At 68.9% G+C, this 24,333-nt stretch carries 19 protein-coding genes; 12 read left to right on the top strand and 7 right to left on the bottom strand.

Going from position 1 to position 24,333, the window contains the following annotated elements; translation table 11 throughout:
* The first annotated feature begins 552 nt into the window (after positions 1–552).
* The gene (locus tag ACZ4Z3_RS32390) at positions 553–2,505 is read left to right on the top strand and encodes an RICIN domain-containing protein (protein WP_468504363.1); all 1,953 of its coding nucleotides are present in this window, start codon (positions 553–555) and stop codon (positions 2,503–2,505) included.
* Between the two features lie 87 nt (positions 2,506–2,592).
* Here ACZ4Z3_RS32390 and ACZ4Z3_RS32385 read toward each other — a convergent pair whose 3' ends face one another.
* The 3 genes from ACZ4Z3_RS32385 to ACZ4Z3_RS32375 all read right to left on the bottom strand — a co-directional run bounded on the left by ACZ4Z3_RS32385 (position 2,593) and on the right by ACZ4Z3_RS32375 (position 5,365).
* A complete protein-coding gene (locus tag ACZ4Z3_RS32385) occupies positions 2,593–3,030 on the bottom strand; it encodes an ATP-binding protein (protein WP_468504362.1) in 438 nt (145 codons plus the stop codon).
* A gap of 147 nt (positions 3,031–3,177) precedes the next feature.
* Positions 3,178–4,296 (bottom strand): fatty acid desaturase family protein, encoded by a 1,119-nt coding sequence (locus ACZ4Z3_RS32380; protein WP_468504361.1) that lies wholly within the window; start codon positions 4,294–4,296, stop codon positions 3,178–3,180.
* 7 nt (positions 4,297–4,303) lie between these two features.
* Positions 4,304–5,365, bottom strand: a complete 1,062-nt coding sequence (locus tag ACZ4Z3_RS32375; protein ID WP_468504360.1) for a ferredoxin reductase — start codon at positions 5,363–5,365, stop codon at positions 4,304–4,306.
* An 86-nt stretch (positions 5,366–5,451) separates the two neighbouring features.
* Here ACZ4Z3_RS32375 and ACZ4Z3_RS32370 point away from each other — a divergent pair, with 86 nt between their 5' ends.
* A complete protein-coding gene (locus tag ACZ4Z3_RS32370) occupies positions 5,452–6,591 on the top strand; it encodes a PucR family transcriptional regulator (protein WP_468504359.1) in 1,140 nt (379 codons plus the stop codon).
* A 29-nt stretch (positions 6,592–6,620) separates the two neighbouring features.
* Here ACZ4Z3_RS32370 and ACZ4Z3_RS32365 read toward each other — a convergent pair whose 3' ends face one another.
* The 3 genes from ACZ4Z3_RS32365 to ACZ4Z3_RS32355 all read right to left on the bottom strand — a co-directional run bounded on the left by ACZ4Z3_RS32365 (position 6,621) and on the right by ACZ4Z3_RS32355 (position 12,466).
* Entirely contained in the window at positions 6,621–8,345 is a 1,725-nt protein-coding gene (locus ACZ4Z3_RS32365; protein WP_468504358.1) for an acyl-CoA dehydrogenase family protein, read from the bottom strand.
* A 126-nt stretch (positions 8,346–8,471) separates the two neighbouring features.
* Positions 8,472–9,029: a PadR family transcriptional regulator gene (locus ACZ4Z3_RS32360; protein ID WP_468504357.1), complete on the bottom strand. Its 558-nt coding sequence runs from the start codon at positions 9,027–9,029 to the stop codon at positions 8,472–8,474.
* Between the two features lie 308 nt (positions 9,030–9,337).
* On the bottom strand, positions 9,338–12,466 hold the full coding sequence (locus ACZ4Z3_RS32355; RefSeq protein WP_468504356.1) for a hybrid sensor histidine kinase/response regulator: 3,129 nt from the start codon (positions 12,464–12,466) through the stop codon (positions 9,338–9,340).
* Positions 12,467–12,748: 282 nt separating this feature from the next.
* Here ACZ4Z3_RS32355 and ACZ4Z3_RS32350 point away from each other — a divergent pair, with 282 nt between their 5' ends.
* The 7 genes from ACZ4Z3_RS32350 (at position 12,749) to ACZ4Z3_RS32320 (ending at position 19,238) form a co-directional block, all read left to right on the top strand.
* Complete coding sequence (locus tag ACZ4Z3_RS32350; RefSeq protein ID WP_063799156.1) at positions 12,749–13,438, top strand: response regulator; 690 nt, start codon at positions 12,749–12,751, stop codon at positions 13,436–13,438.
* Entirely contained in the window at positions 13,435–14,331 is an 897-nt protein-coding gene (locus tag ACZ4Z3_RS32345; RefSeq protein WP_468504355.1) for a glutamate ABC transporter substrate-binding protein, read from the top strand. Before ACZ4Z3_RS32350 ends, ACZ4Z3_RS32345 begins: the two co-directional genes overlap by 4 nt.
* Positions 14,332–14,442: 111 nt before the next feature.
* On the top strand, positions 14,443–15,222 hold the full coding sequence (locus ACZ4Z3_RS32340; RefSeq protein WP_468504354.1) for an amino acid ABC transporter ATP-binding protein: 780 nt from the start codon (positions 14,443–14,445) through the stop codon (positions 15,220–15,222).
* An 82-nt stretch (positions 15,223–15,304) separates the two neighbouring features.
* A complete protein-coding gene (locus tag ACZ4Z3_RS32335; protein ID WP_468504353.1) occupies positions 15,305–16,135 on the top strand; it encodes a glutamate ABC transporter substrate-binding protein in 831 nt (276 codons plus the stop codon).
* Between the two features lie 76 nt (positions 16,136–16,211).
* Entirely contained in the window at positions 16,212–16,880 is a 669-nt protein-coding gene (locus ACZ4Z3_RS32330) for an amino acid ABC transporter permease (RefSeq protein ID WP_055537191.1), read from the top strand.
* Positions 16,877–17,767 carry an amino acid ABC transporter permease gene (locus tag ACZ4Z3_RS32325; protein ID WP_468504352.1) on the top strand — a complete coding sequence of 297 codons (891 nt, stop codon included), beginning with the start codon at positions 16,877–16,879 and terminating at the stop codon, positions 17,765–17,767. Before ACZ4Z3_RS32330 ends, ACZ4Z3_RS32325 begins: the two co-directional genes overlap by 4 nt.
* Before the next feature lie 43 nt (positions 17,768–17,810).
* The gene (locus tag ACZ4Z3_RS32320; RefSeq protein WP_468504351.1) at positions 17,811–19,238 is read left to right on the top strand and encodes an aspartate ammonia-lyase; all 1,428 of its coding nucleotides are present in this window, start codon (positions 17,811–17,813) and stop codon (positions 19,236–19,238) included.
* Between the two features lie 163 nt (positions 19,239–19,401).
* Here ACZ4Z3_RS32320 and ACZ4Z3_RS32315 read toward each other — a convergent pair whose 3' ends face one another.
* Positions 19,402–19,680, bottom strand: coding sequence for a GlsB/YeaQ/YmgE family stress response membrane protein (locus ACZ4Z3_RS32315; protein WP_359701504.1), 279 nt, complete (start codon positions 19,678–19,680; stop codon positions 19,402–19,404).
* Between the two features lie 746 nt (positions 19,681–20,426).
* Between ACZ4Z3_RS32315 and ACZ4Z3_RS32310 the strand changes: the two genes are divergently transcribed.
* The 3 genes from ACZ4Z3_RS32310 (at position 20,427) to ACZ4Z3_RS32300 (ending at position 24,329) form a co-directional block, all read left to right on the top strand.
* Positions 20,427–21,989 (top strand): aromatic amino acid ammonia-lyase, encoded by a 1,563-nt coding sequence (locus ACZ4Z3_RS32310; protein ID WP_468504350.1) that lies wholly within the window; start codon positions 20,427–20,429, stop codon positions 21,987–21,989.
* A gap of 644 nt (positions 21,990–22,633) precedes the next feature.
* Positions 22,634–23,698 (top strand): YihY/virulence factor BrkB family protein, encoded by a 1,065-nt coding sequence (locus ACZ4Z3_RS32305; protein ID WP_468504478.1) that lies wholly within the window; start codon positions 22,634–22,636, stop codon positions 23,696–23,698.
* Positions 23,699–23,774: 76 nt separating this feature from the next.
* Positions 23,775–24,329: a phosphatase PAP2 family protein gene (locus ACZ4Z3_RS32300; RefSeq protein ID WP_468504349.1), complete on the top strand. Its 555-nt coding sequence runs from the start codon at positions 23,775–23,777 to the stop codon at positions 24,327–24,329.
* The last annotated feature ends 4 nt before the right edge of the window (positions 24,330–24,333 follow it).

The raw sequence follows: 24,333 nt of genomic DNA, 5'->3' as shown, positions 1-24,333 counted from the left end.
CGGGACAGACCAGCTGCCGCGCGACGGGGGAGGGGCGACTGGATCCGGGTGACGGTGTGTCTGCCGTGTGCGGCGTGCTCCACCGTGGGTGACGGCGGGCCTGGGCACACTCCCAGCCCTCGACCGACGGGAAACCGTCCCTGGCCGACTCCTTTGTGCTCAACGTGAGTTGTCCGATAAATCGAACGTTGTTCGTAAGGTCGGGCAGACGGTAAGTGTGGGGAGCGGGGTGCGTCAATACTTCCGGCAGCGGTGGTCCGTGGACCTGAGAAGGCTGGTCACGGTCGGGTTCTGCGCCAGACATTGCATGTCTGGCGCAGAACAAATACTCCTCGCCTGGACAAAAGAGCATCTTTTGATTGCTTCGAGAGTACTTTCATCCACTTACCCGTTGACACAGGGCAGTTACATCATCGAACTTCTTGCGTAACATCCGGCGCCTTGGAGCCCCTGAGGGAGCCCGCGCTGCACGCCTGGGGACCGAACGTCCTCGGGCGTTGCCCACCCCCTGCCTCAACCCGAACCACAGAGCCAATCGAACCGGGAGTCAACATGCCGTCAGGAAGACTGTCCCGTCGCGCGCTTCTGGGTGCCGTCGGCGCCGCTGCGGCCACGACAGCGCTGCCCGTGATGCCCGCGCTGTCGCCCCTGCTCGCGGAGGCGGCCGCAGCGGACGCGCAGACCAATCTGGAGAAGCTGGCGAACATGCGGTTCGGCATGTTCAACCACTTCAGCCTGGGCACGTTCACCAACGAGGAGTGGGCCGCGCCCAACCAGAACCCCGCGTTGTTCGCCCCCACGGCCGTGGACTGTGAGCAGTGGGCCGCCGCCGCGGCCGCGGCGAAGATGAGCTACGGCATCCTGACCACCAAGCACCACGACGGCTTCGCGCTGTGGCCGAGCGCCTACGGCACCCAGAACGTCGCGAACAGCTCCTACAAGCAGGACGTGGTGAAGGCGTACTGCGACGCCTTCCGCGCGAAGGGGCTCAGGGTCGCGTTCTACTACTCGATCTGGGACCGCACCTTCGGCGTCGAGGCGTGGGAGAGCCGGCACAAGGTGTCCGGCCTCGAGATCACCGACGCCATCCAGCCCGCCGACATGACCTTCATACTCGGTCAGATCACCGAACTGCTCACCAACTACGGCACCATCGACATGTTCATCACCGACGGCTACGCATGGCAGATGGGCCAGCAGGCCGTCTCCTACCAGCGCATCCGCGAGCACGTGAAGTCGCTCCAGCCGGACATCGTCATGATCGACCACGGTGCGCTGTCGGTGCCGTGGCTCGGCGACGCGATCTACTTCGAGGAGCCGCTGGGCGTCACCGCGCCGGCCGGAAACACGTACGCCGCCACGCAGGGGCAGACGATCAGCAACGGCTGGTTCTGGCATCCGTCCACGCCGACCGAGGGCCTGATGAGCAAGGACGCGATCCTCTCCCACCTGGCCGACCTGGAGCCGAAGTACACCTCCTTCATCCTCAACTGCCCGCCCAACCGCAACGGCAGGCTCGACACCAACATCGTCAACCGACTCGCCGAAGTCGGGGCAGCCTGGAGCCCCGACACCTCCCGCCCGCCACTGCCGACACAGCCACTGCGCGCCGAGCACCCCGTGACACCCGTCAACGCCTACGCGACCGCGTTCCGCGCGGGTGAGGGGCCGCTCCGCGTCATCGACGGGCTGAGCGACAGGGGCTACGAGACCTGCTGGTCGACCTGGGGCCTGTCCCCGGCCCTGCCCCACTCGATCACGATCGACCTGGGCGGGGTGTGGAGCAACGTCTCCACTCTGGAGTACCTGCCCAAGCAGTGGGGCCGCAGCAACTCCACCGACGGTGACATCACCTCGTACACCATCTCCACCAGCACCGACGGCACGAACTTCACCCAGGTGGCCACCGGCACCTGGGCCGGCAACCGTGCCCCCAAGGTGGCCGAGTGGTCGGCCCGGAACGTGGGCTTCGTGCGGATCCAGGCCAACGCGGCCACCGGCGGCTACGCCAACATGGGCGGCGTTCACATCGGCGGCCGGACGGCCAAGCCGGCACGGGTGTCCACCACGCTGCCCGGAGACGGCACCACCTACCGGCTGGTGGCCCGGCACAGCGGCAAAGTCGTCGACGTGAAGGGCAATGGCACGGCGAACAACACCCCCGTGCTGCAGTGGCCGTGGCTCAACAAGGCGAACCAGAAGTGGACCTTCACCCACACCGGCGACGGCTACTACAAGATCAAGGGCGTGGGCAGCGGCAAGCTCATGGAGGTGTCGGGTCTCTCCCGTGCGGACGGCGGCACCTGCGGCATCTGGTCGGACGACGCGGTCCCCCAGCAGCACTGGGCCGTCACACCCACCGGTGACGGCTACTACTTCCTCACCAACCGCTACAGCGGGCTCTGCCTCGCCGTCGACGAGGGCAGCACCGCCGACGGAGCCACCATCGAGCAACAGCCGTACGCGTCACTGACGCGGCAGCAGTGGCAGATCATCGCCCTCTGACCATCTCGACGGCGGGCGTCGAGTCCATCGACGCCCGCCGTCGGTGCCCACTCGACGAAGCGTCACGCAGGATCGAATGCCGCACCGTCACTCCGGTCGACGATCGGGATCGACATGGGGACCGGGATCGGTTTCTGTGGGGCGGAAGCAGGCTGTCACCGTCTTGCCCTGTCGCTGGCACCTGATTCCCCACTCGTCGGCGAGCTTCCGCACGATGGCCACGCCGCGGCCGGAGACCTCACCCGGCTCTGGTTCGCGCTGGCGTGGGAGCGTCGGGTCCTCGTCGTGGACACTCACATGGAGGCAGTCGCCGTCCCAGGTGAGGACCAGGTGTGCGTCGCTGTGCGCGTGGACGTGCGCATTGGTGATCAGCTCGGACACCGCCAGCACGATCGCGTCCACGGTATGGGGCTCGGCGGCGGCCCAGTCCAGGGACTCCAGTCGCCTGCGTGTCCACTCCCGCCCGGAGCGCACTCCCTTGGACATGGGGAACGAGTGCGCCCACCCCATCGCCTTCACCGCCACGGCTCCGACTCCTTCCCCTTCAGCCATCCACGTGCAAGCACCGTGTACCCGGCACCCGACGTGACAGGCATGGGAAGCCCCGTCCCGCCAGCGGCGCAGCACCCGCACACGCCGACCGCCGCCCCTTGGCCAGAGCCGAGACCGGGATCAGGCCGCGGCGAGTTCCCGTTCGCGGTCCGGCGTCTGGACCTTCGGCTTCTTGTTCGGCAGCGAGAGCCGGAAGACCTTGCGCCACGCGGAGTACACCTGCTTGGGCAGCGGCCCGCTGACGTACTCCAGCTCGTACTTCTCGAACAACGCCCGCACCTTCACCGCGACCTCGGCATACCGGTTGCTCGGCAGGTCCGGGAACAGGTGGTGCTCGATCTGGTGCGACAGGTTGCCGGTCATGAAGTGCATGGCCTTGCTGCCGCTGATGTTCGCCGAGCCCATCATCTGACGCAGGTACCACTGGCCGCGCGTCTCGCCCTTGATCGACCGGCGCTCGAAGACCTGCACGCCCTCGGGGAAGTGCCCGCACATGATCACCGAGTGGGACCAGATGTTGCGGACCACGTTCGCGGTGAACGTGGCGGCGAGCGTGGTGAGGAACGACGGACCCGACAGCAGCGGGTGGATCACGTAGTCCTTGAGCACCTGCTTGCGGATCTTGCGGCCCACGGCCTTGGCCTGCGCGCGGAACTCCGGGTTCTTGCGACGGCCCTTGCGCAGGTTCTTGCCGAGCTGTAGGTCGTACGCGGCGATGCCGTACTCGAAGAAGCAGGCGTTGATGAAGTTCCACAGCGGCTGGCCGAGGTGGAACGGGTACCACTTCTGGTCCTCGTCGACGCGCATGATGCCGTAGCCGAGGTCGTTGTCCTTGCCGATCACGTTGGTGTACGTGTGGTGCAGCTCGTTGTGCGAGTGCTTCCACTGCTCGGCCGGCGAGGCGTGATCCCACTCCCACGTGGTGGAGTGGATCTTCGGGTCCCGCATCCAGTCCCACTGGCCGTGCAGGATGTTGTGGCCGATCTCCATGTTGTCCATGATCTTCGCCACGGACAGGCCGGCGGTGCCGATCAGCCACGCGGGCGGGAAGAACGAGAACAGCAGCACACCCCTGCTGACCAGCTCGAGCTTGCGCTGCGCCGAGATGACCTTGCGGATGTAGGCGGCGTCCTTCTCGCCGCGGCCGGCGATCACCTCGTCGCGGATCGCGTCCAGCTCGCGGCCGAGCTCCTCGATCTGCTCCGCGGTCAGGTGGGCGGTGGGGTCGATGGCGGTCAAGGTGTTCCTATCGTTCGATGTCGCAGGGGCCCGCCGCGGCGGACACACAGGTCTGGATGAGGACGCCCGGCTCCGCCTGGGTGATCTCGCCGGTACGCAGGTCGCGGACGGCGCCCGCCTTGAGCGGCGCGACGCAGCCGAAGCAGATGCCCATGCGGCACCCGGAGGGCATGAGCACGCCGGCCTCCTCGCCGACGTCCAGCAACGGCGTCGCGCCGTCTGCGTCGACGGTCTTGTCCGTGGTGCTGAACGTGACCTCGCCACCGCCACCGTCCCCGGAGACGACGACGCTGGGGCGGAAGCGTTCGGTGTGCAGGCGTTCTGCGACGCCGTGCTTGCTCCAGTGCTCCTCGGCGGCGTCGAGCAGGCCCGCGGGCCCGCAGGCCCAGGTCTCGCGCTCGGCCCAGTCGGGCACGAGCTCGTCCAGGCGGGCGATGTCGAGCATGCCGTCGGTGTCGGTGTGCAGCTCGGTCAGACGCAGCTTCTTCTCCGCGACCAGGTCGTGGAGATCCTCGCGGAAGATCACGTCGTGGGGCTGCGGCGCGGAGTGGACCATGACGACGTCGTCGAACTCGGTGTCGCGCAGCATGCCCATCACGGGCGTGATGCCGCTGCCGGCCGTCAGGTAGAGCACCTTGGCGGGCGTGGCCTGCGGCAGCACGAAGTCACCGGTCGCCTGGTCGAGCTGGATCAGCGTGCCCGGTCTCACCTTGCGGACCAGATGGTTGCTGACCTTGCCGTCCGGGATCGCCTTCACAGTGATCGTGACGCGGCCGTCCTGGCGGTCGGTCGGCGAGGTGAGCGAGTAGGCACGCCACAGGCGCACCCCGTCGACGTCGACCCCGATCCGCACGTACTGACCGGCTGTGTGGCCGCGCCAGCCCCGCCCCGGCCTGATCACGATGGTCGCGGCGTCAGCCGTCTCTGGGTGCACGGCCTCGATGCGTCCCCGCAGGTCGGCGCCCGCACGCAGCGGGCTGACCAGGTCGAGGTAGTCCGACGGCAGCACCGGCGTCGTGACCATCTCCAGCAGTTTCCACGCCCTACTGCGGAGGGCTGCACTCGTCATGACTCCAGCTTGATGCGCCGCAGGGCGTAAAGTCCTGACCGTAGGACGTGAATCTGGTCCGCTGAATTGTTCGCAGGGAACAAAACATGAGTCAAGCAATCCGGAGGGCCACCGAACTGGCCCTCGATGAGACGACGGTCACCGCACTGCGGGCCGAGCTGAGGACCACCGCCGACGAGGTCGTCCAGGCGATCATCGACGAGGTCCCTCCCTACGCCAACGCCCTTTCGGGCAGCATGGGCGGCACCATCCGCCGAGCCGTCCGCACCGCCCTGGGGCACTACCTGGACCTCGCGAGCGGGAACGCCACGGACGGCGACGCCGGTGACGCGGCCTACGAGCTGGGCCGTGGCGAGGTGCGCGACGGCCGTTCGATGGACGCCCTGCTCAGCGCCTACCGCGTCGGCGCCCGCGTGGCCTGGCGATGCCTGGCCGCGGGCGCCGTACCAGCGGGACTGCCCGCCGCCGAGGTCGCCAAGTTCGCCGAGTTGACCTTCGCCTACATCGACGAGCTCTCCGCCGCGAGCGCCGCGGGCCACGCCGACGAACTGGCCGCCCGGGGCCGGGCTCATGAGCGCCACCTGGAACAACTGGTCCGCGACCTCCTCTCCGGCGCGAGCCCGGACGTGCTGCTGGCCTCTGCTCAGCGGGCAGGGTGGCAGCCTCCGGTTTCACTGACCGCGGTCCTGCTGCCCGCCGCCGATGCCCGGCCCGCCTACCGCGTCCTCGACCCGAGCACCCTCGTCCTCGACGATCTGCCGGACGCCTTCGGCGTGCTGCTCGTCCCCGATGCCGACCGAGCACATCTCCTGAGGCAGCTGACCGACCGCACCGTCGTGGTCGGCCCGGCCCGGCCATGGACTCGCGCGTCCGCCTCGTACGCACGAGCCGTACGCGCGCGCTCCCTCTCCTCCGACATCCGCGACACCGAGGAGCACCTGCCCGAGCTGGTGCTGAGCGCCGACATGGACGCGTTCGCGGACCTGCGTGCCCGAGCCCTCGCACCGTTGCGGACCTTGCCCGTGGCGACCGCGCGGCGGCTGGAGGAGACGTTGCGGGCGTGGCTGCTGCACCAGGGCAGGCGGGAGGAGGTGGCGGCGGCACTGTTCGTCCACCCCCAGACCGTCCGGTACCGGATGTCGCAGCTGAGGGAGCTGTTCCCGGACCTCGCATCGCCGCACCGGGTCCTCGAACTGACGCTGGCGCTCGGTCTTCGGGACAGCTGACCCGCCAGGTGAACGTACTTCACTCGGCGTCAGGGCGTCATCTCGTACGCCCCCGACAGAGCCTCCACGCGCTGCCACACCCGCTCCGAACGCGTCCCGTCGACGACCGGGCGCCGGACCGCGCCGAGCGCCCAGAGTTGCTGCTCCTCGGTCGCGGAGTCCTTGCCGTGCAGTTCGACGGCATGGGTGGAGAAGTCCCGCACGAGGACGGCGAACAGCTCGTCGAGCACGTCCTCGTCGAGGTCCGACAGGGCTGCCTGCTCCAGGACCAGCTGGCCGTGGACGACGAGCGCGAAGAGCTGCCCGACGGAGAGGAGCAGGTCGAGATCCCGGCTCTGCTGCTCGTCGGGCGCGGCCTTGAGCACGAACTCGCAGAGCGCGTCGGCCTGTTCGCGGAACCGGGCGACGTTGGGCAGGTGGGCGTACGTGTCGAAGGCCGGCCGCCAGTCGTGGAAGCGCACCGAGCCGAGACCACGGGCCGGCCCCTGCCGGAAGAGGAATACGTCGTCGGCCGCGTCGCGCCGGGTCGGGACGGGCTCGTACGCCACCGGATCGAGGAGGTGGTTGCGCATGAACTTGAGGATCAGCGCCAGGTTGACGTGGACGGTGCCCTCCAGCTTCGGCAGACCGCGGATCTCGACGGCGGCCTGGGCGAAGTAGTTGTCCTTCTCGAAGCCCTTGGCTGCGATGACGTCCCACATCAGGTCGATGACCTTCTCGCCCTCGGTGGTCACCTTCATCTTCGTCATGGGGTTGAAGAGGAGGTAGCGGCGGTCGTCGGGGCCCGCGGTGCGGAAGTAGTCGACGGCACGGTCGCTGAACAGCTTCATCCCGAGGAGCCGGACGTACGCGTCGGTCAACTCCCGCCGCACGTGCGGGAAGGCGGTGACGGGACGGCCGTAGAGAATGCGGTTCTGAGCATGGGTGACGGCCTCGTACATCGCGTGCTCGCAGATGCCGATCGAGGCGGTGCAGAGGTTGAACTTGCCGACGTTGACGGTGTTGAGGGCGGCGTCGAAGGCGGCGCGACCGGTGTGCAGGACGTCGTCGGAGGCGACGGGGTAGTCCTCCAGGCGGAACTCGCTGACGAACTTCGACGAGTCGACGACGTTCTTGACCAGGTGGTACGCCGGGTGGCGGCTGTCGGCGGCGAAGAAGACGTAGCCGTCGGGGCCCTCGATGTCGGTGCGCCGGCCGAAGACGGAGACGAGCCCGGCTGCGTTGCCGTTGCCGATGTAGTACTTGGAGCCGGTGGCGCGGAATCCGCCCGTGCCGTCCGGCTCCAGGAGCATGTCGGTGGAGTAGATGTCGGCGCCGTGCGCCTTCTCGGACAGACCGAAGGCGAACACCTCGCCCTGGGAGAGCAGTTCGGCGGCGCGGGCCCGGGCGGCGGGGTTGTCGCTCTGCCAGACCGGCCCGAGTCCGAGGACGGTGACCTGCCAGGCGTACCAGTAGTCGAGGCCGTAGAAGCCGAGTATCTCGTTGAGGGCGGCGATACGGGCGGTGTCCCAGCGCTTGTCGGCCTCGCCCTCCGCGGCGGCGGAGGCGGGCGTGAGGAACGTCGCGAACAGCCCCTCCTCGGCGGCGAAGGCGAGGAAGTCACCGAGCCAGGCACGGGACCGGTAGTCCTCGATCAGTCGGCGCTTGCCCCGCTCCTCGAACCAGTCGACGGTGGCGCGCAGCAGCCTGCGGGTCTCCGGGTCGAAGTGCGCGGGGTCGTAGGTCCGCGGGTTGAAGAGCAGCGCGTCGGTCATGAGTGCCGCCTTTCGGTTGAGGGTTGGGGGATGAGGGTGAGGGTGAACGCGTGTCCCGGGGGCATGTCTGGGGGCACGTTCCGGGATTACGTTCCGGGGTTACGTTCTGGGGGCCGGCTCGGCCGGTCAGTGACCGGGAGCGAAGTCGGCCAGTGTGGCGAGGACGTCGTCGAGCCAGGCGATCATCATGCGTTCGTACGCGATGCCGCCGCGCAGGACGACGTGCTGGAGTTCCCGTTCGGCGTCGAGCGGACCGTCCGCCGGAAGGTCCCCGAAGTCGCGGGCCGCGCCCACGAGGTAGTGGTCCAGGCGGTCCGTGTGCGCCTGCCGGTGTCGCTCGACCTCACTGATCAGGGCGGCCGGGTCGTCGAAGGCGGCGCCGCGGATCTTCACCGCGAGGTCGTGCCGGACGCTGTCGGGCTCGGTCGGTTCGTGGAGCCACGCGGAGAGCGCGTCCCGTCCGGGCGTTGCGACGGAGTACTCCTTCTTGTCCGGGCGCCCGTACTGCGGGACCTCGAGGACGTGGACCCAGCCGTCGCTCTCCATCCGCTTGAGCACGCGGTAGATCTGCTGGTGGGTGGCGGTCCAGAAGTACCCGATGGACCGCTCGAACCGCCGGGCCAGCTCATAGCCGGAGCCCGGCTTCTCCAGCAGGGAGACGAGGATCGCGTGTTCGAGCGCCATGCGCACGATCCTCCTATGCACTTTATTGCATAGCAACGACGTGACGGTGAGACACCGCTCACCCGGTGCCGTCACGTGGACGTCCCGACAGCTCGCGCGACCGGCTCACCGCCCGCACCATCGATGACGTCGCTACACCCGCACTGCTCGCCCTGATCCGGAAGAACACGCACAGCCCAGGGAAGCGTGAACTGCTCGTGCACAGCCGACGAGCATTCACCAAGCACGACCCCGCGACTTCCCGGTGAACTCGCCGGTCCATCCCCTGACTTCAGGGCGGCGGATCTTGCGTTTCCGCCCGAGTGCGCTCAGCATCGGCTGCGCAACTCCTCCGTAGCCCGGTGCATTTCATCCGCCAACTGTGTCAGGACCGCGGGGAGTGGGGCGTCGTCGTGAGCCGTCCATGGCCGCCGTGCGGCGGCAGAGGCTTCGATGTTCTGGCAGAGTTCCGCCGCCCGGCTGGCTCCCACGGTCGCGCAGCTGCCCTTGAGGCGGTGCGCCAGCAGGCGTGCCGCATCGAAGTCCCCGGCCTCCAGCGTCCGGCGGAGCCGGCCGAGGACGTCGGGGGTCGAAGCCGCGAACGCGTCCGCGATGGCCGCGATGTCCTCGGCGGGCAGACCGTCGAGCTCCGCCGGTGTGCTCGAAGGGGTCGGCGGGGCGGACTCGTTGGGCGGCTCCGCCGCCACCCAGACGGCGATACGGGCGAGCACCTGCGTCCAGTCCACCGGCTTGGTGAGATGGTCGTCCATGCCCGCCTCGATGCAGCGGACCCGGTCGTCCGGCATGGCCGCCGCCGTCATCGCGATGATCGGCACGCGCTCGGCTCCGGTCTGGCGCCGCCTGATCTCGGCCGTCGCGGCGAGGCCGTCCAGTCCCGGCAGCTGACAGTCCATGAGGACCAGGTCGTACTGCTTGCGGAGGACGGCCCGCACGGCACGCTCACCGTCGTCGACCACGTCGACCCGGTGGCCCGCCTTCTGCAGAACGAGCCGTGCGACCTGGGAACTGACGTCGTCGTCCTCCACGACGAGGACACGGACGGGGCGGACGCGGCGGACGGGGCGGACCGAGCGTGCCCCGACGCCCGGTTGATCGTGTGTTCCGCCGTCGTACTGCTGGGGGAGGAGCGCCTGGGGGTCGGGGGATCCCGTCGTGCCGAGCGCGTTCTGGACCGCCGCCAGCAGAAGGCGCCGGCTCAGGGGCAGCGTCACCGACTGGACGATCCGGTCCTTGGTGCGGGAGGCGGTCGGCCAAGCGACACCGGTGCGTCCCGGAGTGATCAGCACGATGACGCTGGTCGCTCGGAGTTGAGGGTCGGCGAGGACGGCGTCGGCCAGCGACCCCTCGTCGTCGTCATCCGGCCGGACCGGACGCGTACCGTTTCCGGCGAGGGACATGTGCAGGTCGATGACGGCCAGGTCGAACGGCGACCGAGCCGCTGCCGCGGCCCGTAGCGCGGCTGTGGCTGCGGCAGCGTCCGCGGCCTCTTCCACCACCAGACCGGCACCGGACAGAATGCGGCGTGCCAGGTCCCGGTTGTCCTCGTCCGCGTCGGCGATGAGGACACGGCGACCGTGCAGTTCCTCGTGGGCGGGGGTGGTCCGGGCGAGGACGTCCAGGGGCAGGGTCACCCAGAAGCGGCTGCCGACGCCCTTCACGCTGTCCAGCCCGATCCTGCCGCCCATCAGCTCGACCAACTGCCGGCTGATGGCAAGCCCCAGCCCGCTGCCGCCGGTGCGGCGCGTGATGGGCGAGTCGAGCCGACGGAAGGTCTCGAAGACCCGGTCCTGGTCCTCGGGGCCGACACCGATACCCGTGTCACGGACGGTGAACCGCAAGGTGGCCGGGTCGGCGATGGACGGGGCACCTCGATCGTCGTCGGGCTCCGACGACGGGGCACGTCGATCGGGATCGGGCTCCAGCGACGGGGCACGTCGTTCGTTGTCGGGCTCCGACGACGGGGCACGTCGACCGTTCTCAAGTTCCAGTGATGGAGCACACTGATCGCGGTGGGCCTCCAGCGTGACCTCCAGGTCGATCCCGCCCTGGACGGTGAACTTCATGGCGTTGCCGATGATGTTGGTCAGCACCTGCCGGAGCCGGACGGGATCGCCGGCCACGTGCTGGGGGAGGTCCTCGGCCAGGCGGAGCGTCAGCCACAGACCCTGCCGGTAGGCGTGCGGGGCGAACAGGGCCACGACCTCGTCGCACAGCCGGGGCAGGTCGAAGGCCACCTTCTCGATCTTCAGACGGCCCGCCTCGACCTTCGACAGATCGAGGAAGTCGTCCAGAAGGCGGAGCAGGTTCTGCGCGGATTCCTGCACGGTGCTCGCGTAGTGGCGCTGCTCGTCGTCCATGCGGGTGTCGAGGAGGAGGGTGTTCATGCCCAGTACGCCGTTGATCGGCGTGCGGATCTCGTGGCTGACCTTGGCCAGGAACTCGGACTTGGCGGCCGAGGCCCGCACCGCCTCGTCCCGCGCCGTGGCGAGCGCGTCCGCGTAGCGCGCCAGGGTCCGCTGCGCCCGTCGACGGCTGCGGCTGGTGTGGATCTGGAAGCCGAGCCCGGCCAGGATCAAGGCGGTGAGCAGGGCGGCGATGAACAGTACCCGGCTGCGCAGATGCTCCGCGGAGGCCAGTGCCTCGGCGGCGGGCACCTCCGCGGTGACCGTCCAGCCGATGCCCGGTATGGGCTCGGAGGCCGAGAGCACCGCCCCCTCGGTGCCGCGCCAGCTGGTGAAAACCCTGCGTCCGGCCAGCGCCGCGTCCACCCGCGCGTCCTCCCGCAAGGAGGTGAGCGCGAACAGCCGGCCCGCCGGGTCCGCCACGAGGACCCCGGCCCGGTCCGTGATCAGCAACCGGATCCCCTGAGCCGCGGCGGCCTCGGATGCGTACGCCTGGATCGCGTCCAGGCTGTAGACGGCGGTCAGGATGCCCAGCATCTCCTGGCCGCCCTCGTCGGGGATCGGCGCCGCGACCGCCACGGCACGGGAGACTCCCCGCATGGTGGGCGTGTACGCCTGCGACACGTACGGCCGCATGTCGTTGCGCACCGCGCGGTACCAGTCGGTTCTGCTGACGTCCTGGAACAGCTTGGCCGAGGGCTGGGCGTCGATCAGCCGGCCATCGGGCGCGGCCACGATCACTCCACTGATCCCGGGCCGCATCCGGGCCAGCTCCGCCAACGCGTCGGTCAGACCCGGCCCGGCCGCCCGGTCACCGGAGCTGACCGCGGAACGTATCTCGGGCCGCTGGGCGTAGGCGCTGACGAGCTGCTTCAACGTCCCCATCTGCTGCTCCACGACCACCCGGCTCACCGCGGCGGTCGTCTCGACCCGGTCACGCACCTCGCTGCGGACGGCCCGGTCGGACAGCGTCACACTCGACGAGGTCAGCAGCCCGAGCGGCAGCAGGCCGAGCAGCACCCACAGCGCGGCCACCGCGAACAGCCATCCCCGGTCGCCGTCACCACGGCGCGGAAACGACCAGGCACGCCGTCCAGTCCTGGAGAGTCGCCCTCCCAATGCGTTCACCTCCAGGTGAACCGGCGGCTCATCGAGATGCTGCCGCAGTACAAGAGTGGTTGCCGGGAAAAAATAGTAGGTCAATCGGTTGAAAGAGATATTTGCGGTGAGCACAATGCTCAAAATGCCGAGGGGACACCGCGTCGATGGAGAATCCATGGGGTCGTCTGGACGGTCGCCGAAACGAGGAGCGTGGCGATGGCGTCGAAGGAGATAACCCTTCTCATCGTGGACGACGACCCGGTCGTCACCACTGCCCTGCGGGCGCAGGTCAACCGGATTCCTGGGTTCAGGGTCGTGGCCATCGCGCACACGGGGCGCGAGGCGCTCGCCGCCGCGCGCCGGTTCGCACCGCGCCTGGTCCTTCTTGATCTGCACCTGCCCGACATCTCAGGCTTGGACGTGGCCCATCAGCTGCGGCGGCCCGACTGTTCGCCCACCGACGTCATCGTGATCTCCGGCAGGAGGGAGTCCGCCGCCGTGCAGGCGGCGATGCAGCGAGGCGCCCTCTACTACCTGATCAAGCCCGCCCGGACAGGCACGGTGGAGCAGACGCTCCTCCGGTACGCGGCAGCCTCGGCACACCTGTCGGCCGGCGAGGGGATGGTGGAGCAGCGCGCGATCGACCGCGTCTTCCGCTCCCTGCACCTCGACGCGGTCGTCCGGCCCAAGAGCATCTCGGCCGCGACCGAGCGGGTGGTGCTCGACGCGCTGGCCGCCGCGGGACGGGATCTGTCGGCTCACGAGACCGCCGAGGCCGTCGGCATCAGCAGGGCCACCGCCAGGCGGTATCTCGAGTATCTGGCCGACCGGGGAGACGTCGTGACCAGCCTGCGCTACGGGTCGTCGGGGCGGCCGCAGCACCGCTACCGCTTCTGCGATTCATGACCTCCCGCCGCGCGGTTCTGGCCGCGCTGAGCTATCTGCTGCTCGGCGGCTGCGGCCTGCCCGGTCCGGACACCGGGGCACGCTTCCCCGGGGGGTCGGCCATGGCCCGTATCGAGGACCGGGGCATGTTCACCGTCGGCATCAAGTTCGATCATCCGCTCTTCGGGTACAAGGACCCCACCACCGGCCGGATCACCGGATTCGACGCGGAGATCGCCCGCATGGTGGCGAAGGACCTCACCGGCAGCGAGCACAACATCCGGTTCATCGAGACCATGCCCCGCAACCGCGAGGACTTCCTGCGCCGCGGTGTCGTCGACATCGTGGTGGCGACGTACTCGATCAGCGAAGAGCGCCGCAAACTCGTGGACTTCACCGACCCGTACTACTACTCCAGTCAGGACGTGCTGGTCCGCCGCGACGAACGGGGCATCCACGACCTCGCCGACCTCGCCGGCCGGGACGTGTGCACCGCGGCGGGCTCCACGTCCGCGCAGCGGTTGCGGGGCGAGGTCCCGCGCGCCCGACTGGTCCTCGTCGACACCTACAGCGAGTGCATGTCCGCGCTGGTCGACGGACGGATCGACGCGATCAGCACGGACGAGTCCATCCTGCTGGGCATGATGAGCCAGTACCCGGACACGGTCCGGCTCGTCGGCAAGCCCTTCGGAAGGGAGCCCTACGGCATCGGCGTGCGCAGGGGCGACACAGACTTCCGCGACTATCTGAGCGGGCTGATCCAGCGGTACGTGCGCGACGGCCGCTGGGACAAGGCATTCCGGGACACCATCGGAGTGATGAACGTGTCCGCGAAGGCGGCCAAGCCGTCGCTTTCCCCTTCCTCACCCTCCCTTTCCCGCTCTTCATCCTCCCTTTCCTCACCCTCCCGCTGAGCAGAAAGCGCACAAGCCCTTTGCGGGAACGCGCTTTTCCTACGGTGACGCCATCGCCGCCGAGAACGACATCGCGGCCGGCGAATCCGAGGAAGGGAGGGATGTGTTCCCATGACCAAGGTTATGTCCGCGACGCATCAGCGGTCGGTGCCGAGCACCCGCCTGGTGGTGCTCGACAAGGTCAACAAGCACTACGGGCCCCTGCATGTGCTGAAGGACATCGACCTGGCCGTGAGCCGCGGTGAGGTCGTGGTGCTGATCGGTCCCTCGGGATCCGGCAAGTCCACGCTCTGCCGCGCCATCAACCGGTTGGAGACGATCGACTCCGGCGCCATCACCGTCGACGGCACGCCGTTGCCCACCGAGGGCAGGCAGCTCGCACGACTGCGCGCCGAAGTGGGCATGGTCTTCCAGGGCTTCAACCTCTTCGCCCACAAGACGGTCCTGGACAACGTCACCCTCGCCCCGGTCAAGGTGCTGAAGCAGAACCGGAGGGCCGCCGAGCAGCGCGCCCACGAACTCCTCGACCGCGTCGGTATCGGCAGCCAGGCCCACAAGTATCCGGCCCAACTCTCCGGAGGACAGCAGCAGCGGGTGGCCATCGCCCGGGCGCTGGCCATGGACCCGAAGGTGATCCTCTTCGACGAGCCGACCTCCGCCCTCGACCCCGAGATGGTCAACGAGGTGCTGGACGTGATGACGGCCCTCGCCCGGGACGGCATGACGATGGTCGTGGTGACGCACGAGATGGGCTTCGCCCGCCGGGCCGCCGATCGCGTCGTGTTCATGGCCGACGGTCAGATCGTCGAGGAGAACACCCCCCACGAGTTCTTCGACAACCCGCGCAGCGAACGCGCCCAGGCGTTCCTCGCCAAGATCCTCACGCACTGACACCTGGACCCGCCGGCCGTCCGAGGGCCGCGCGCACCCGCACATCCACACCCTCTTCCCGCCTGCCATCGAAGGAATCAGCATGTCCAAGAGACTGATCAGCGTCGCACTCACCTCCGTGATCGTCGTACTGAGCGTCGGCGCCTGCGGAAACGGCGGCGACGACACCGGATCGTCCCTCGTCGACCGGGCCGCGAAGGACAAGAAGCTCGTCATCGGCGTGAAGGCCGACCAGCCCGGGCTCGGCCTGCGCACCCCGGACGGCAACTTCACCGGCTTCGACATCGACGTCGCCAAGTACGTCGCCAAGGAACTGGGAGTCGACCAGAAGGACATCACCTTCAAGGAGGCCGTGTCGGCCAACAGGGAGGCGTTCCTCCAGCAGGGCCAGGTCGACATGGTCGTCGCCACGTACTCCATCAACGACGCCCGCAAGCAGAAGGTCTCCTTCGCCGGGCCCTACCTGGTCGCCGGCCAGGACCTGCTGGTCCGCAAGGGCAACAAGGGCATCACGGGGCCGAAGTCGCTCAACGGCAAGAAGCTGTGTTCGGTCGCGGGCTCGACCTCCGCGCAACTGATCAAGGACAAGTACGCCAAGGACGTGCAGCTCCAGGAGGAACGGACCTACTCCGCCTGTGTGGACCGGGTGCTCACCGGCCAGTTGGACGCGGTCACCACCGACAACTCCATCCTCTACGGCTACGCGGCCCAGCACCCCGACGAGCTGCGGGTGCTCGACTCGCCCTTCAGCGAGGAGAAGTACGGCATCGGGCTGAAGAAGGACGACAGGAAGGGCCGGGACGCGGTCAACGACGCGCTGGCGAAGATGGTGTCCGACGGCTCCTGGGAAGTCGCGCTCAAGGCCAACCTTCCCGCCTCCGGATTCCCCGTCCCGCGCCTCGAGCGGTACTGACGACGACGCCGAACGGCGGGCCACCGGGCAGCACGTTCGACCGCGCGGCCCGGCCCCGCCCCGATTGAAGGTACTCATGGACGCACTGTTCACCGAGCGAGCAACGATCCTCGCCGCGTTCTGGATGACCCTGCGGCTCACCGCCGTCAGCGCCCTCGGCTCACTCGTGCTGGGCACCGTGCTGAGCGGGATGCGCGTCTCCCCTCTCCCCGTGCTGCGCACCGCCTCGCAGGTCTACGTGACGGTGGCGCGCAACACCCCGCTCACCCTGGTCCTGTTGTTCACCAGCCTGGGCGTGGGCGCCAATCTGGGCGTGGAGTTCTCCGCACAGATCAGCGTCAACAACTACTGGCTCGCCGTCCTCGGCCTGACCGCGTACACCTCGGCGTTCGTGTGCGAGGCCCTGCGGGCGGGCATCAACACCGTCCCCGTCGGGCAGGCGGAGGCGGCCCGGGCCGTAGGGCTCGGGTTCGGTCAGACCCTGGGATTCGTCGTTCTGCCCCAGGCGTTCCGTGCGGTGATCCCACCACTCGGAAGCATTCTGATCGCGCTGACCAAGAACACCACCGTCGCCCTCGTCGCAGGGGTCGCGGAAGCCTCCGTCCGGATGCGGGAGATGATCGAAATCTACGGCGACCAAGTGATCCAGATCTTCCTCGGCTTCGCGGCGGGCTTCGTGGTGCTGTGCCTGCCCACCGGCCTGCTGTTCGGCTGGCTCTCGCGTCGCCTGGCGGTGGCCCGATGAGCGGTCACTCGAATCTGTACGAGGTCCCCGGCCGCCGGGGCGTCATCCGCAACCGGGTGCTGGCAGCGGTGATCACCGCCGTCTTCGTCTGGCTCGGATACGTGGTGTACGCGCGCTTCGACGAGCGTGACCAGTGGGCGGCCGAGAAGTGGCAGCCCCTGCTGCGCGCGGACGTCTGGACCACCTTCATCCTGCCGGGCCTGGAGGGCACGCTCAAGGCCGCGGGGCTGGGCATCGTGCTCGCGGGCGCCTTCGGGCTGGTCTTCGCGACCGCCCGGATGTCCGAACACGCCTGGATCCGTGTACCGGCCGCAGCGGTCGTGGAGTTCTTCCGGGCCGTTCCCCTTCTGCTGCTCATCTTCTGCGCGTTCTTCGGCTCCTTCGCGCTCACCGGGACGACCATGTCCCCGTTCGCCGCCGTGGTCCTCGGCCTCACCCTCTACAACGGGTCGGTGATCGCGGAGACGCTCCGGGCCGGAGTGAACAGCCTTCCCAAGGGACAGGCGGAGGCCGCACGGGCGCTCGGCATGCCCAAGGGCCAGATGATGGTGCTCGTCCTGATCCCCCAGGCGATCGTCGCCATGATGCCCGCCATCATCAGCCAGTTCATCGTCCTGCTGAAGGACTCCGCCCTGGGTTTCATCGTCGGCTACGACGAACTCGTCGACCGGGGGCTGAACGGCATCGCCGCCAACTTCTCCAACGTGATCCCGGCCGCGCTGCTCGTGGCGGCGATATTCATCGCGATCAACACGGCCCTGGACGCGCTGGCGCACTGGCTCCAGAAGCGCATCAGCAGAGGCGGAAAGGTGACGCGCGAGCCCGGCAGGGACACGGCCCCACCACAGCCCGCCACCATGGACAACGCCCTCGCCAAGCCGCTCTGAACAAACTCACGGTGATCCGCCCAGATCAGGAGTACACCCCCTCATGGACGACGAGTTCCGCTACGAGCACGACCTCCTCGGTGACCTTCCGGTGCCCCGGTACGCCTACTTCGGCATCCACACCCTCCGGGCCGTGCACAACTTCCCCATCACCGGCACCCGTGTCTCGGCCCACCGTGACCTGGTCAACGGGCTGGCCGCCGTCAAGCAGGCCGCGGCGCTGGCCAACCGCGAGCTGGGACTCCTGGAGGCCGACAAGGCCGAGGCCATCGTCACCGCCTGCGAGGAGATCCGCTCCGGCAAGCTCCACGACCAGTTCGTCGTGGACGTCATCCAGGGCGGCGCGGGCACGTCCACCAACATGAACGCGAACGAGGTCATAGCCAACCGGGCACTCGAACTCCTCGGTCACCAGCGCGGCGACTACCACCATCTGCACCCCCTCGACGACGTGAACGCCGGGCAGAGCACGAACGACGCGTACCCGACGGCGGTCAAGGTGGCCCTGCTGGCAAGCACCCACCGTCTTCAACAGGCCATGGCCACCCTGCGGCAGGCGTTCCGGGCCAAGGCCGACGAGTTCACCGACGTCGTCAAGACCGGCCGCACCCAACTGCAGGACGCGGTGCCGATGACCCTCGGTCAGGAGTTCGGCGCGTACGCGGTGATGCTGGCCGAGGACGAACAGCGGCTGGCCGAAGCGAGCGCCCTCATCCGGGAGATCAACCTCGGCGGTACGGCCATCGGGACCGGTCTCAACTCCCACCCCCGCTACGCGGCACTGGCCTGCGCACACCTCAGCGCCATCACCGGTGAGCCCCTGTCCACCGCCGCCGACCTGGTGGAGGCGACCCAGGACGCGGGAGCGTTCGTCCAGCTCTCCGGGGTGCTCAAGCGCATCGCCGTCAAGCTCTCCAAGACCTGCAACGACCTGCGTCTGCTGTCCTCGGGGCCACGCGCCGGCCTCGGCGAGATCAACCTCCCCGCGGTACAGGCCGGCTCCAGCATCATGCCCGGCAAGGTCAACCCCGTGATCCCCGAGGTCGTCAACCAGATCGCCTTCAAGGCCATCGGCAACGACATCACCATCACCATGGCCGCCGAAGCGGGTCAGCTCCAGCTCAACGCCTTCGAACCGGTCATCGCCCACTGCCTGTTCGAAAGCATCGGTCAGCTGGAGGCCGGATGCCTGACGCTGGCCGAGCGTTGCGTGAACGGCATCACCGCCAACCGCGAGCACCTGCGCGCGGTCGTCCACAACACGATCGGGATCGTCACCGCGCTCACCCCCGTCATCGGATACGCGAAGGCCAGCGCCGCCGCACAGGAGGCACTGGACAGAAGCCTGCCGGTGGCCGACGTGGTCCTGGCCCGAGAACTGCTCACCGCCGACGAACTCCAGCACGTACTACGCCCCGAGTTTCTGGCCAGAAACAACGACCGGGAGACACACGCACACGTACCGAACTGACCCGGCCGCCCTCGACCACCACACCCCTGCCCGGGGCCGGGCAACGGCAACTGGCAGGCTGGCCCCGCTGGGTGGCCCGACCGTACATGCTGACGGCTCCCGTCCTGCGAACAGGGAAGGGAGCCGTCCAGGTGTGGTCCGGAGGTGTGATGCCTTCAGCGGGTCATGCGTGACGGTGCGAATGCCGGTTGCCGGTGACGAGCCGGTAGAGGGCGAGCAGGATGACGGAACCGGCGATCGCGGCGACCCAGGTGGAGAGGTCGAAGAACCCGTCGATGGAGTCGACGCCGAAGATGACCTTGCCGAGCCAGCCGCCGAGGAGACCGCCGACGATGCCGATGAGCATGGTGATGATGATGCCGCCGGGGTCCTTGCCCGGCATCAGAGCCTTGGCAATGGCGCCGGCGAGCAGGCCGATGATGATCCACGCGATGATGCCCATGGTGCCTCTCCGCTTCGTCGTGTAAAGACTGTGTCAGCTCATCGTGTGCACCGATCGAGCCCGAACAAACGTCTTCTCCACACTCGGCTGCGTCGGCTCCTCATCCGAGAGGGCAGGCACGAGAAGGGCAGGGCGCGATCAGAGAGCGCGGGGTCCGGGTTCTGTCGGCGCGCACCCTGGTTGTTGAGATCCACGTGCCGTTGCTGCCGACGCCCGACGTGGCGGACGGCGCCTACCCGTTTCCCTGGATCGAGGAGGCCGTGAACTTCCTGGCCGATCTCGAAGACCACGGTGACGTGGAAGTCTTCGATGAGGGAGAAGAGGACGGGGACGTCTACGTCTTCTGGAGCAGTTCGGTCTGGGACGACGGGTGGCGCTTCCACTGCCTGCGCTCTGCAGACCGGTGCGGCACTCCGCCTCCTGCCCAGGTCGGTGCGGGTCGCGCTTCAGCGGGGCACCGCGCGTGCGGGAGGCCGCGGATACCGGACCGGCAGGCGTTGTGCGGGATCCTGTTCGGGTGCTGCACGCCGGCATCCAGTGGGAGTTCCTGGCCGGCCCTCCACCCGCTTCGGCCCCCCAATTCGGCGATCTACGGCTTCTGTTCCGACGAGATGTCCCTTGCCCGGCTGTATAACGTCATGCAGAGTTCTCGATAGGTGAATAGTTTGTCAACGTCCCGGCGCTAATCCGATGCAACGGCTGACCGCCAGGCGAGATCGAATATCCATCTTGAGGGGAGTTCGGGCGTGACGCCGTCTCAGATCGTGGACGCGGCTGGTGCTGTGCCTTCCGGGCATGCCGGCCCACTGGTCCTCGACGGAATCGGACTCCGGGTCGAGGACGTCGTAAGCCTCGCCGACGGGACGGCGCGTCCGGAACCCGGGACCGACGCGATGAGGCGCGTGACGGAGTCCTGGGACGCCGCCCGGCGGATCGCCGCGACCGGACGCGTCTACGGCCGCTCCACCGGGGTCGGCGCCAACCGGAACGAGGACGTGCCCACGGAGGCGGCCGCCGAGCACGGCCTCCGGCTGCTGCGCAGCCACGCCGGCGCCATCGGGGAGGAGCTGCCCGCCCGCCAGGTCCGCGCACTGCTCGCCGTGCGCGCCAACCAGCTGCTGGCCGGGGGTGCGGGGCTGCGGCCGACCGTGATCACCGCGCTGTGCGAGGCGCTGGAGGGCGGGGCGTATCCGGTCGTCAACGAGTTCGGATCGGTGGGCACCGGGGACATCGCGGCACTGGCCCAGGTGGGACTGGCGCTGGCGGGGGAGCATCCATGGCGGAGGGCGGGCTTCTCGGCCGCGGGCGACGCTTCCGGAGAGCCGCACGGCGTGGTCGGCGCCCCCGCGCCCCAGCCCCTCGACAACAACGACGCCCTCGCCTTCATCAGCAGCAACGCACTCACGCTCGCTCAGGCCGCGCTCGCCCTGCACGAACTGCGGGGGCTACTGGAGGCCACGCAGGTTGTCGGCGCGCTGTCACTGCTGGCGATCGATGGGGCGCACGAGGCGTACGCCGCGCCCGTGCACGCCGCCCGGCCGCACCGCGGCTCCATCGAAGTCGCCCGGCGGATGCGGGAGTTGATCGGAGCCGCCGACCGGCCCGCCCCGCCGCTCGGGCGGATCCAGGACCCGTACGGCTTCCGCTGTCTCCCTCAGATCCACGGTCCCGCCCATGACGCGGCCGACGCCCTGGAAGAGGTCGTCGCGATCGAGATCAACGCGGCCGCCGAAAACCCACTGATCGCCCCCGACGACATGGCGGCCTACCACCACGGGGGCTTCTACCAGGCGCAACTCGCCCTTGCCCTGGACCACTTCAGGCTGGCCCTCACCCAGGTGGCCCGGCTGTCGACGTCACGGCTCTCCACCCTCAACGAGCCCGCCTACACCCGCCTGCGCCCCTTCCTCGCCGACCACGAACCCGCCTCCTCCGGCGTCATGATCCTGGAGTACGCGGCCGGCGCGGCCCTCGGCGATCTGCGGGCCTTCTCGGCGCCCGCGTCGCTCGGCCACGCCGTACTCTCCCGAGGCGTCGAGGAACAGGCCAGCTTCGCCTCGCTCGCCGCACGTCAGACGCTGCGTGCGTGCGGTGCGTACCGTCTGGTCGTCGGCTGCGAACTCGTCGCCGCCGTACGGGCGCTGCGCCAGCGCGAGCTCCGGCCCGACCCAGATCTTCCCGTGGGCCGCGCGCTGGAGCTCGCCCTGTCGGTGCTCAACGAGGAGCAGGCCGACCGGCCGCTCACGCACGACGTGACGGCGGCGGCCGCACTGCTCGACCGGTTCACGGACATCTGGAGGGGCGAGTGAGGGCGTGAGCGTGACCGTGGCTACCGTCGAGGCGGCCACCCGATCGTCCGGATTCTCGCGACCCGAGCAGGTTCGAGCCCCAGGCCGAGGCAGTGGCGCTCGGCGCGACCCGTGGCTCGGTGCGGCCTTCGGACGCTGGTGGAGCGCGATGACACCGTCGTCGTTGAAGGTGGCCGCGGAGCTGCCGTACACGGCCGATTCCCGCCCCGCGCATGTGCAGCCGCATCCCCCATACATATCCACAGATCGGCGCACCCCCCCTTGTGCTCACCGTGTCGGCTGGTGCGCGGTGGACTGCGGAGCTCGGCGATCGTCTTGTCGTAGGCGGCTTCGCCGGGCGTGCGCAGGACGGGCCGTGCGACCTTGGCGTCCCACTCGGCGAGTGTCCGCGGCGCGGTGGGGTGACTCCTTCAGGCTGAGGTGCGCGGGTGATGCGCCGGACGTCGTCGAGACGGACAAGGACGGCCTCACGGCCCGATGCTGTCCTGGCGCGTGATGCGTTGCCGCGCACCCTGCGGATCGTGGGACCTGACGAGGTCATCGACTGCTGTCCACCCTCAGCCTGGCTTTGGACTACTGACGCCGCGCCGCACGCGGGGGCCAGGTGGCGTAGGCGGGGGTATGGGGGTTACCCGGCCGACATGGTGAAGTTGTTGCATCTTGCAAGAAAGAAAGCGCATCGCGGCAGTGACGAGGGGCAGGCACCGGAGGTGCCGACGCCCGAGGAAGCCGGGCCCGGACCCGAGGTCGAGCATCGAGCCCCGGACGCGCCGACGAAGCTGCCCAAGCGGGCCTGGGGCTCTGTGCTCAAGGGGGCCCTGCGGGAGTTCAAGGACGACGAGCTGACCGACCGCTCGGCGGGCCTGACGTACTACGGGGTGCTGTCGCTGTTCCCGGCACTGCTCGTGCTGGTCTCCCTCCTGGGGATCGCCGGGAAGTCGGCCACCGACACGGTGCTGGACAACCTCAAGCAGCTCACCCCCGGCTCAGCCCGCGACATCATCACCGGGGCCGTTGAACAGCTCCAGGGCAACGCGGGCGTCGGGTCCGTCATGGCGATCGTGGGCCTGGCACTGGCGGTGTGGTCGGCCTCCGGCTACATCGCGGCGTTCATCCGGGCCTCGAACAGGGTCTATGACATGCCGGAGGGACGCCCGGTGTGGAAGATCCTTCCCATACGGATCGGGCTGACAGTGGTGCTGATGGTCCTTGCGGTGATCAGCGCGCTGATCGTGGTCTTCACCGGCGGCCTGGCCCAGCAGGCCGGGCAGGCTCTGGGAATCGGCGACACCGCTCTGACAGTGTGGTCGATCGCCAAGTGGCCCGTCTTGGTCCTCCTGGTCACCGTCATGATCGCGATCCTGTACTGGGCCAGCCCGAACGCCAAGGTCAAGGGATTCCGGTGGATCACCCCGGGCAGCTTCCTCGCCCTGCTCATCTGGATGATCGCCTCGGCCGGGTTCGCGTTCTACGTCGCGAACTTCGCCTCCTACAACAAGACGTACGGCACGATGGCCGGTGTCATCGTCTTCCTGGTGTGGCTGTGGATCACCAACCTGGCCATTCTGCTGGGCCTGGAGTTCGACGCCGAGACCGTACGACAGCGGGCCATCGCGGGCGGCCTGCCACCGGACAAGGAGCCCTACACCCAGCCCCGCGACACCCGCACGTGGGACGAAGAGGACGTACGCCGCCTGGATGACGCATGACTGCCCGCGCCCTGGCCGGAGCGGCCGAACCGGACTCCAGTGGCTTACTCGCGGCACTTCGGGAAACGAGCAGGCCATGAGGTTGCTGACGGCGTTGCGCGAATTTGATCGAGTGGGAACGCAGCAGGCGGCCCGCCGCATCCCGCCCGGAGTGGGCAAGGCGCTCTCCGTGGTGGAGGAGAGCGCCGAGAGCACCAAACTGTGGTGCGGCGCCGCCGCCGCAATGGCGTGGCTGGGCGGGTGGCGCGGCCGCAAGGCGGCGGCCGGGGGCCTGGCCGCCCTGGTCGTCGCACAGCTGATCTCGAACGGCCTGTGCAAGCAGATGGCCGACCGTCCCCGGCCGCCGAAGGAGTGGTTCCCCCACGACGAGGTCGACGACCGCCCCGAATCCTCCTCCTTCCCCTCGGGACACACCGCCGCCGCAGTCGCCTTCACCGCCGCCGTAGTCCCCTCATGGCCGGCCGTCGGTGCGGCGTGTACCGTTCCCGCCGTCATGGTTGCGGTCGAGAGGGTGCAAAGCGGCGCCCACTACCCGAGCGATGTGACCACCGGCGCCGCCATCGGCCTGGCCAGTGCCTGGCTCGTCCGCCGCGCTCCGCGTCTGTTCCTGCGCCATCGGACCTCGTGGTGACCAG

It is taken from the genome of Streptomyces sp. NPDC030296 (assembly GCF_055572815.1).
The sequence above is the reverse complement of the archived record's forward strand: the minus strand, read 5'-3'. Positions and strand labels throughout refer to the sequence as shown.